Source organism: Pseudolactococcus yaeyamensis (genome assembly GCF_054658615.1).
In genome coordinates this window covers 1-1277 of sequence record NZ_BAAGGP010000182.1, presented here as the reverse complement: position 1 = coordinate 1277, position 1277 = coordinate 1, and the positions used below count along the sequence as shown (strand labels likewise).

The 1277-nt window shown below is 31.5% G+C and carries 4 protein-coding genes; 2 read left to right on the top strand and 2 right to left on the bottom strand.

The window, feature by feature from the left end:
- The coding region (locus ACYQ21_RS15585; protein WP_460059591.1) for a hypothetical protein at positions 1 to 207 on the top strand (207 nt) is incomplete at its 5' end.
- Positions 208 to 244: 37 nt separating this feature from the next.
- Positions 245 to 565 (top strand): hypothetical protein, encoded by a 321-nt coding sequence (locus tag ACYQ21_RS15580; RefSeq protein ID WP_460059590.1) that lies wholly within the window; start codon positions 245 to 247, stop codon positions 563 to 565.
- Here the strand turns inward: ACYQ21_RS15580 and ACYQ21_RS15575 are convergent.
- A complete protein-coding gene (locus ACYQ21_RS15575) occupies positions 507 to 890 on the bottom strand; it encodes a hypothetical protein (protein WP_460059589.1) in 384 nt (127 codons plus the stop codon). The genes ACYQ21_RS15580 and ACYQ21_RS15575 overlap by 59 nt on opposite strands.
- A gap of 23 nt (positions 891 to 913) precedes the next feature.
- Positions 914 to 1144 carry a hypothetical protein gene (locus ACYQ21_RS15570; protein ID WP_460059588.1) on the bottom strand — a complete coding sequence of 77 codons (231 nt, stop codon included), beginning with the start codon at positions 1142 to 1144 and terminating at the stop codon, positions 914 to 916.
- Between the last annotated feature and the right edge of the window lie 133 nt (positions 1145 to 1277).

The window sequence follows — 1277 nt, the reverse complement described above, 5'->3', positions numbered from 1 at the left end:
GAATTTAAAGCAAACCGTTACATGATTTACGAAGTAATGAACTTACTCGACCAAGAGTATGACTTTCAACCTGACACTAATTACCAAGCAATCATTGATATGTTAGATTTACCCTATCATCTTGATGGCGTTATCATTGACGCATTCATTTCTTTAATTCAAGACAAGTTCGATATTGAAGAAAATAATATGAAAGATGATTATTGATGGTATGACTAATTACTATTATATTTAGGAAAAATCTATGTTTAATGAAATAAAGTTTACCGAACAACAAATCAAAACTATTCATAAAATAATAAGCACACGAAAACCATACGGAAAATATGGTTTTAATAAACATAACGGAATAATTACATTAAGTTGGGAAAATGACCCTAAAAAATGGAAATATCCTGCAAAAGATAAATTGATTTTTAATTTTAATTCTCAACAAAAAGGTATCGTTTTTGTACCAGACAAGCGTTTTCCATATTATGAATATAACGGTTGGCTCATTGAAGATTTCAAGGAGTTGCTTGTTCAGCTAAATCAAGAACCTCAAACTTCCCTTTTATTCCGATGAAAAAAGCTTTCTCGTTATAATCTTCTTTCATAATGCTTGAGATAATATCTTTGTATTCTTTTTCTTTTGCGTAATGCTCAAATTCATAAGGCAGATAACCTTGTCGTTCAGTAATTAAAATAAAAATATCATCTTTGTAGTAAATGTCATTATGCCATTCTAACATCATAGTAAGAGGAGCATATAATTCAAGGGGCATTTCAGATACTCCTATCAACTTTCCTTTTTCTGCAACGATTACACAAAAACTTGAACCTATATTCCTCTCAAAAACAACTTTAGGCGATTGATTGCCTTTTAAAATCTTTTCTATTAATTTTCCCAATGTTAAACCCGCTTTCTAAAACTCTAACTGTTCTCAATCTCATCAGCCAAATCAATCAACTGCTGATATTCTTTAGTAGACAACTTCCTAATACTAAATACCCCATCTTCTCCATTCTGCTTTACGAAATGCTCCAGTAAGCTCAATGCGCTAATTCTTGCCTGTTCTTCATTTTCTGCTTCAACTACCTCAAAAGTAATCGGTACAGCAAACGCCTTTTGGTAATTGAAAAATGAAATCATGTATTTGTTCATTTCCTGCTCTCCTCGTATAATATATTCTAGTAGTGATTAACCACTACGATTTTTACCTAATTGATATTAATTTTCACTTGACTACTGAGCCGTTTCTCAGAGATAATAGTTCTGGAATGGACTCACGGATTTT

What these genes read in the sequence shown, in the direction of transcription:
- ACYQ21_RS15580 (WP_460059590.1), top strand. Translation starts at nt 245, where the DNA reads ATGTTTAATGAAATAAAGTTTACCGAACAACAAATCAAAACTATTCAT.
- ACYQ21_RS15570 (WP_460059588.1), bottom strand. Translation starts at nt 1,144, where the DNA reads ATGAACAAATACATGATTTCATTTTTCAATTACCAAAAGGCGTTTGCT.